Genomic DNA, 7,757 nt, shown 5'->3' with positions numbered 1-7,757 from the left:
GAAGGCCCCCGGCGTGACGCCGGGGGCCTTCTCCGTGCCTGCGCGAGAAAGCGACTCACTCCGTCTTCAGCGCCTCAGCCATCTTCGTCAGCTGCGCGAAGGACGCCGTACCCGTCACGACCGTCGTGGAGCCCTTGGCGCCTTCGAGGACCAGCGCGTCGTACCGGCCACCCTCGTAGCGGGTCCACGTCCGGCCGGCGATCTTCTCGGTCCGCTCGGTCTCCCGCGCGCCCTGGGTCGCCTCGTCGAGGAAGACGGGGCGCCGCTGAGTGGACTGCTCGACCGCCACGTACTCCCCCTCGGGATCGTGGAAACCGAGGTGCCAGGTGTCGAAGTCGTCGCCCCGGTAGCGGACGGAGGTGGCCTTCCATGCATCGGTCAGGCCCTCGGGCGCGGCCACGGGGTACGGGGCGGCGCGGCGTGCCGTCAGCAGTTCGACCCGGTAGTCGACCACCTTGGTCTCGGGCGGGGTGTCGTCGTGCGGGATGAAGAGGTACACGAAGCCCGCCACGAGGACGATGACGCCCATCGAGAGGATCATGTCCCGCGCCGTTTTCTGCTTGCCGTTCGTGCCTGCCACGCCCCCTATCGTCGCAGGTCTCCGGAGCGCTCATCCGTGGGGGCCCCTGCTCATTTTGCGCACTCAGAGATAGAGTCGGGCGACAAAGCCCTCATCCGGCCGTCGTCGTACAGAAAGGTGCGCTCCGATGACCGAGCATCATCACTTGCCGTCCGAACTTGATGTGCCCTCCGAGGCCCCCGACCGCAACCTCGCCCTGGAACTGGTCCGGGTGACCGAGGCGGCGGCGATGGCCGCGGGCCGTTGGGTGGGGCGCGGTGACAAGAACGGCGCCGACGGTGCCGCGGTGCGCGCCATGCGGACCCTCGTCTCCACCGTCTCGATGAACGGCGTCGTCGTCATCGGCGAGGGCGAGAAGGACGAGGCCCCCATGCTGTTCAACGGGGAGCGCGTCGGGGACGGGACCGGGCCCGAGTGCGACATCGCCGTGGACCCGATCGACGGCACCACGCTGACCGCGAAGGGCATGACGAACGCGATCGCGGTGCTGGCCGCTGCCGAGCGCGGCTCCATGTTCGACCCGTCGGCGGTCTTCTACATGGACAAGCTCGTCACCGGCCCCGAGGCGGCGGACTTCGTCGACATCAACGCGCCGGTGTCGGTGAACATCCGCCGCGTCGCCAAGGCCAAGCGGTCCGCGCCCGAGGACGTGACGGTGGTGATCCTGGACCGGCCGCGGCACGAGGGCATCATCAAGGAGATCCGTGAGACCGGTGCGCGGATCAGGCTGATCTCCGACGGCGACGTGGCCGGCTCGATCCTGGCGCTGCGCGAGGGCACGGGCGTCGACCTGCTGCTCGGCATCGGCGGTACGCCGGAGGGCATCATCTCGGCCTGCGCGGTGAAGTGCCTGGGCGGCACGATCCAGGGCAAGCTGTGGCCCAAGGACGACGAGGAGCGGCAGCGGGCGCTCGACGCCGGGCACGATCTGGACCGGGTGCTGACCACGGAGGATCTGGTCACCGGCGAGAACGTGTTCTTCGTGGCGACCGGGATCACGGACGGGGAGCTGCTGCGGGGGGTTCGCTACCGTGCGGAGACCGCCACGACCGACTCGATCGTGATGCGGTCGCGGTCCGGCACGGTCCGCCGAATCGATTCCGAGCACCGGCTGAGCAAGCTGCGGGCGTACAGCGCGATCGACTTCGACAAGGGGAAGTAGCCCCACACCTCGAAGGATCCGCTGAAAAAGAGGGCGCCCCCGGTGCGGTGGGGGCGCCCTCTTCCGCTGTCGCTCAGCCTGCCGCGGCTATGCGGTCCGACGAGCGGGCCGCCTTCTTCAGCTCCAGCTCACGACGGCGCCGCCGGGCCAGCACCACGCGGCGTTCCGCGGCGGTGAGGCCGCCCCAGACGCCGTACGGTTCGGGCTGGAGCAGGGCGTGTTCGCGGCATTCGACCATCACCGGACAGCGGGCGCAGACCCGCTTCGCCGCCTCCTCGCGGGAGAGCCGGGCCGCGGTGGGCTCCTTGGAGGGAGCGAAGAACAGGCCCGCTTCATCCCGCCGGCACACCGCCTCGGTGTGCCACGGGGCGTCTTGATCCCTGTCTCGCGCTGGCACCCGCGGGGCCGGAACGGCAGCTACCTGCAGGGACGAATGCGGCGGTTGCAGCACGGTCTACTCCTGACGACGGCTTCGCGAGCGAGAGACGATGCAGCAAGGCCTACCCGCTGTACGCGCGCCTATGCACTGAGTTCCGAACCGCTGGTTTCGCCCCGTTCGCAGGGTCCGTGGCGCCGTGCCAGGGGTGCACCGATTTGCTCCGAACCGGGGGCCGATTCGCGACTGTCAACGATCCAGGTGCTTGCGCAAACTCTCGTCGACCTTGCGCTGCACCCGGTCCAGGATGTCCGCGACGAACCTGCCGCGCCTGGGCCGCGCCTCGACGCTGCCCAGGACAGCCCAGCCGTCCACGTAGACGACCGGGGCCTCCGGTTCGCCCGAGTCGAGGGTGTCCACCTCGAAGCTGCCGAGCACGCCGCCGCCCATGCCGCGCAGCGACACGTTCTCCGGGACGCGGATGTCGACGCTGCCGAAGACCGCGAACGACTTGATCACGACCTGCTGATGCTCGAAGAGGGCCTCGCTGAGGTCTATCTCGACACTGCCGAAGATCGCGTACGCGTGGATGCGGCGGCCCGCGCGCCAGCGGCCCTTGCGGACGGCACCGCTGAAGACCGCGACCACGTTGTCGTCGGGGTCCATCGGGATGGCCCCGGCGGTGGGGCGGTACGGGGCCGGGGCTGGGGACGCGGCCGGATGTCGGCGGTGGGCGGCGGGCAGGTCCCGTATGAACACCTCCAGCTCGCCGACCGTCTTGGCGCGCAGCACCCCGTCGACACGCTCGGCGTGCTCGTCCGCGGTGAGACGGCCCTCGGCGAGGGCGTCGTGCAGGATGTCGGCGATGCGGTCGCGCTCCGCGTCGGAGGCACGGAACTCGGAGCCGGCGGGAGCGGTCTGCTTCTGAAGGTCCTGCTTCTGAAGGTCCACGGCAGCAGCCTACCGAAACACGATAGATCGCGATACCCCTCACTCGCCCCTTTGCGAACCCCTGACCAAGACCCGACCGTGACGAACTGAGCCTTACCTCACAAGCTCGCTGTCGGAGGCAGGTTCTACGCTGGTGGGCGCTCGCCAAAGGAGGCGGGTCGCGTCTGTCGAGTGAGGAATGGGCGAGATGCCTGAGTTCGCGTACACCGATCTGCTCCCCCAAGGGGAGGACACCACGCCGTACCGGCTGGTGACCTCCGAGGGTGTCTCCACGGTCGAGGGGCCGGACGGGCGGACCTTCCTCAAGGTGGAGCCGGAGGCGCTGCGCAAGCTCGCCGAGGAGGCGATCCACGACATCCAGCACTACCTGCGCCCGGCCCACCTCACGCAGCTGCGCCGCATCATCGACGACCCCGAGGCGTCCGGCAACGACAAGTTCGTGGCGCTGGACCTGCTGAAGAACGCGAACATCGCGGCCGCGGGCGTCCTCCCCATGTGCCAGGACACCGGCACGGCGATCGTCATGGGCAAGCGCGGGCAGAACGTGCTCACGGAGGGCGGCGACGAGGCGGCCCTGTCGCGCGGCATCTACGACGCGTACCAGAACCTGAACCTGCGGTACTCGCAGATGGCCCCGCTGACCATGTGGGACGAGAAGAACACGGGCTCCAACCTCCCGGCGCAGATCGAGCTGTACGCGACCGACGGCGGCGCCTACAAGTTCCTCTTCATGGCCAAGGGCGGCGGCTCGGCCAACAAGTCGTTCCTGTACCAGGAGACGAAGGCCGTCCTGAACGAGGCCTCCATGATGAAGTTCCTGGAGGAGAAGATCCGCTCGCTGGGGACGGCCGCCTGCCCGCCGTACCACCTGGCGATCGTGGTCGGCGGCACGTCCGCCGAGTACGCGCTGAAGACGGCGAAGTACGCCTCCGCGCACTACCTGGACGAGATCCCGTCGGAGGGGTCGGAGCTCGGGCACGGCTTCCGGGACGAGGACCTGGAGCAGAAGGTCTTCGAGCTGACGCAGAAGATCGGGATCGGGGCGCAGTTCGGCGGCAAGTACTTCTGCCACGACGTGCGCGTGGTGCGGCTGCCGCGGCACGGGGCGTCCTGCCCGGTCGCCATCGCGGTGTCCTGCTCCGCCGACCGCCAGGCCGTCGCGAAGATCACGGCCGAGGGTGTCTTCCTGGAGCAGCTGGAGAAGGACCCGGCGCGGTTCCTGCCGGAGACGACGGACGAGCAGCTCGACGAGTCCTCCGACGTCGTCAAGATCGACCTGAACCAGCCGATGGACGAGATCCTGGCCGAGCTCACGAAGTACCCGGTCAAGACCCGGCTCTCGCTGACCGGCCCGCTGGTCGTGGCCCGCGACATCGCGCACGCCAAGATCAAGGAGCGCCTGGACGCGGGCGAGGAGATGCCGCAGTACCTGAAGGACCACCCGGTGTACTACGCGGGTCCCGCGAAGACGCCGGAGGGGTACGCGTCGGGCTCCTTCGGCCCGACGACGGCCGGCCGTATGGACTCCTACGTGGAGCAGTTCCAGGCGGCGGGCGGCTCCAAGGTGATGCTGGCCAAGGGCAACCGCAGCAAGCAGGTCACGGACGCCTGCGGCAGCCACGGCGGCTTCTACCTCGGCTCCATCGGCGGCCCGGCCGCCCGCCTCGCCCAGGACTGCATCAAGAAGGTCGAGGTCGTCGAGTACGAGGAGCTCGGCATGGAGGCGGTCTGGAAGATCGAGGTCGAGGACTTCCCGGCGTTCATCGTCGTCGACGACAAGGGCAACGACTTCTTCCAGGACCCGGCCCCGGCGCCGACGTTCACGTCGATCCCGGTGCGGGGCCCCGGGCTGGCGTAGTGCCTCGGGTGCGGCGGGGGATGGATCTCGCCCCCGCCGCCCCTACCCGTCCCGTCCTCCAGGGGCCTCGCCCCTTCGACCCCGCCCGGGGCTCCGCCCCGCACCCCGTTCGGCCCGAAGGGCCTCGTCCTCAAACGCCGGACGGGCTGCCGTCAGAGACACGGCTCCGGCACCGACGGTCACCGCCATTCCGGTACGGGGCCCCGGACTCGCCTGAGAACAGGGGTGACGGTTCGCCTCCACGGGGAACAGTGGTCGCGTCGCGGACGCTGTGCCACGTGGAGGTGATCGTCGATGACCGACGAGCAGGACAGGACCGAGTACCGCATCGAGCACGACTCCATGGGAGAGGTGCGGGTGCCCGCCCACGCCAAGTGGCGGGCCCAGACCCAGCGGGCCGTGGAGAACTTCCCCGTCTCCGGGCAGCGCATCGAGCGGGCGCACATCGAGGCGCTGGCCCGGATCAAGGGGGCGGCGGCCAAGGTCAACGCCGAGCTGGGGGTCCTGGACAAGGAGATCGCCGAGGCGATCCAGGCGGCCGCCGCCGAGGTGGCCGAGGGGAAGTGGGACGAGCACTTCCCGGTCGATGTGTTCCAGACCGGGTCCGGGACCTCGTCCAACATGAACACCAACGAGGTCATCGCCACCCTGGCCACCGAGCGGCTGGGCCGGAGCGTGCATCCCAACGACCACGTCAACGCCTCCCAGTCGTCGAACGACGTCTTCCCCTCGTCGATCCACATCGCCGCCACCGCCGCCGTCATCCGCGATCTCGTCCCCGCCCTGGAGCACCTTTCGGCCTCTCTCGGGCGCAAGGCCGAGGAGTTCGCCGATGTCGTGAAGTCGGGGCGGACCCATCTGATGGACGCCACCCCCGTGACGCTGGGCCAGGAGTTCGGCGGCTACGCCGCCCAGGTGCGGTACGGCATCGAGCGGCTCGAGGCGTCCCTCCCCCGGCTCGCCGAACTGCCCCTGGGCGGCACGGCCGTCGGCACCGGTATCAACACCCCTCCCGGTTTCTCCGCCGCCGTGATCGAGGAGATCGGCCGGACAACCGGGCTGCCCGTCACCGAGGCCCGTGACCACTTCGAGGCGCAGGGCGCCCGGGACGGCATCGTCGAGACCAGCGGGCAGCTGCGGACCATCGCGGTCGGTCTTACGAAGATCGCCAACGACCTGCGGTGGATGTCCTCGGGGCCGCGCACCGGCCTCGCCGAGATCGCCCTGCCCGACCTCCAGCCCGGCTCCTCGATCATGCCGGGCAAGGTGAATCCGGTCATTCCTGAGGCCGTGCTGATGGTCGCCGCCCAGGTCGTCGGGAACGACGCGACCGTGGCCACGGCGGGCGCCGCCGGCAACTTCGAGCTCAATGTCATGCTGCCGGTCATCGCGAAGAACGTGCTGGAGTCGATCCGGCTGCTCACCAACGTCTCGCGGCTGCTCGCCGACCGGACCGTGGACGGCGTCACGGCGAACCGTGAGCGCGCGCGGGAGTACGCCGAGTCCTCCCCCTCCGTCGTCACACCGCTCAACAAGTACATCGGGTACGAGGAGGCCGCGAAGGTCGCCAAGAAGGCGCTGGCCGAGCGGAAGACCATCCGTCAGGTCGTCCTGGACGGCGGGTACGTGGAGCGCGGCGACCTGACCAGGGAGCAGCTCGACGAGGCACTGGATGTCCTGCGGATGACGCACCCGTGACGATTCGAGGAGCGAGTACGCCCGGCGCGTGAACCATGACACGCGCCGCAGCGTCGTATGCCTATGGCACCTAATATCTGTGCATGGCAGAGGGTGGAGCGGTGAGACGCGTGGAAACGGGTGGTGCGGCAGGCTTCTGGGCGCCCGGGAGCCGGATCCTGTGGCGGTACCGGGAGAACGGCGGCGCGCATCTGCACATCGTGCGTCCCGTCACCGTCGTACGGGACGACGCGGAGCTGCTCGCCGTATGGCTGGCGCCGGGCACCGAATGCGTGAAGCCCGTGCTCGCCGACGGCACCCCCGTGCACCTGGAGCCGCTGGAGTCGCGCTACACCAAGCCGCGCACCGTGCAGCGCGACCGGTGGTTCGGTACGGGTGTCCTGAAGCTGGCCCGGCCCGGCGAGCCCTGGTCGGTGTGGCTGTTCTGGGATCCGGGCTGGCAGTTCAAGAACTGGTACGTGAACCTGGAGGAGCCGCTGGTCCGTTGGGAGGGCGGTGTGGACTCCGTGGACCACTTCCTGGACATTTCCGTCCATCCGGACCGAAGTTGGCACTGGCGGGACGAGGACGAGTTCGCCCAGGCCCGGCGGGACGGGTTGATGGACGACCAACAGGCGGAAAAGGTACGAGCGGCGGGGCAGGCCGCGGTGGAGGTGATCCGCGCGTGGGGGCCGCCGTTCTCGGAAGGCTGGCAGCACTGGCGCCCGGATCCGTCCTGGGCTGTACCGTCACTGCCGGAGGACTGGGATCGTACGCCCGCGCATGTGTCCTCATGAGACCCTTGATGCGCCCCCGGGCAAGAAACGTAGGATCGTCCTCCGCAAGGGCGCGCGGCGGGTCGCACACCGCAACTACCGGAGCACGCGCTGGGCTTGACCGATCGTCACCGAGGGGCGGCAGGACGTGAGCGAGGGGTACGAGGGCAACACCGGCAGGGCCTGCTCCACAGGCCCTGGGGGCGTCCTGATGGATCTCCGCGGAACAAGGAGCGGCGTTCGGTGCGTGCGATCGGCGTGCGGCGCGAAGGGCCATGTGGCGGAGCCCCCAGGGCCCTCGCACCCGGGGGCGCGCCGGAGGGGCGGGGGGCGCCCCCCGGCGGCGGAAAAACAAGACCCCCCACAGGGCCCCCAAC

At 69.7% G+C, this 7,757-nt stretch carries 7 protein-coding genes; 4 read left to right on the top strand and 3 right to left on the bottom strand.

The annotated features are described in order from the left end of the window. Positions 1-55 precede the first annotated feature (55 nt). Complete coding sequence (locus ACWIF2_RS39235; RefSeq protein WP_454366313.1) at positions 56-580, bottom strand: DUF4245 domain-containing protein; 525 nt, start codon at positions 578-580, stop codon at positions 56-58. A 127-nt stretch (positions 581-707) separates the two neighbouring features. On the opposite strand from ACWIF2_RS39235, the gene glpX reads away from it, so the two are divergent. Beyond that, entirely contained in the window at positions 708-1,742 is a 1,035-nt protein-coding gene (gene glpX / locus ACWIF2_RS39230) for a class II fructose-bisphosphatase (protein ID WP_454366311.1), read from the top strand. Between the two features lie 73 nt (positions 1,743-1,815). On the opposite strand, the gene ACWIF2_RS39225 is transcribed toward glpX, so the two are convergent. Both ACWIF2_RS39225 and ACWIF2_RS39220 read right to left on the bottom strand, forming a co-directional pair. After that, positions 1,816-2,193 (bottom strand): WhiB family transcriptional regulator, encoded by a 378-nt coding sequence (locus ACWIF2_RS39225; protein ID WP_454366309.1) that lies wholly within the window; start codon positions 2,191-2,193, stop codon positions 1,816-1,818. 174 nt (positions 2,194-2,367) lie between these two features. Then, positions 2,368-3,069: a DUF1707 SHOCT-like domain-containing protein gene (locus ACWIF2_RS39220; protein ID WP_454366307.1), complete on the bottom strand. Its 702-nt coding sequence runs from the start codon at positions 3,067-3,069 to the stop codon at positions 2,368-2,370. A 187-nt stretch (positions 3,070-3,256) separates the two neighbouring features. On the opposite strand from ACWIF2_RS39220, the gene ACWIF2_RS39215 reads away from it, so the two are divergent. From ACWIF2_RS39215 to fomD, 3 genes are all read left to right on the top strand, one after another. Then, positions 3,257-4,927 (top strand): fumarate hydratase, encoded by a 1,671-nt coding sequence (locus ACWIF2_RS39215; protein WP_399026494.1) that lies wholly within the window; start codon positions 3,257-3,259, stop codon positions 4,925-4,927. A gap of 294 nt (positions 4,928-5,221) precedes the next feature. Beyond that, a complete protein-coding gene (locus tag ACWIF2_RS39210; protein ID WP_454366305.1) occupies positions 5,222-6,625 on the top strand; it encodes a class II fumarate hydratase in 1,404 nt (467 codons plus the stop codon). An 83-nt stretch (positions 6,626-6,708) separates the two neighbouring features. Next, the gene (gene fomD, locus ACWIF2_RS39205; protein WP_454366303.1) at positions 6,709-7,401 is read left to right on the top strand and encodes a cytidylyl-2-hydroxypropylphosphonate hydrolase; all 693 of its coding nucleotides are present in this window, start codon (positions 6,709-6,711) and stop codon (positions 7,399-7,401) included. The last annotated feature ends 356 nt before the right edge of the window (positions 7,402-7,757 follow it).

The organism is Streptomyces sp. NPDC055506 (assembly GCF_053643595.1).
The sequence above is the reverse complement of the archived record's forward strand: the minus strand, read 5'-3'. Positions and strand labels throughout refer to the sequence as shown.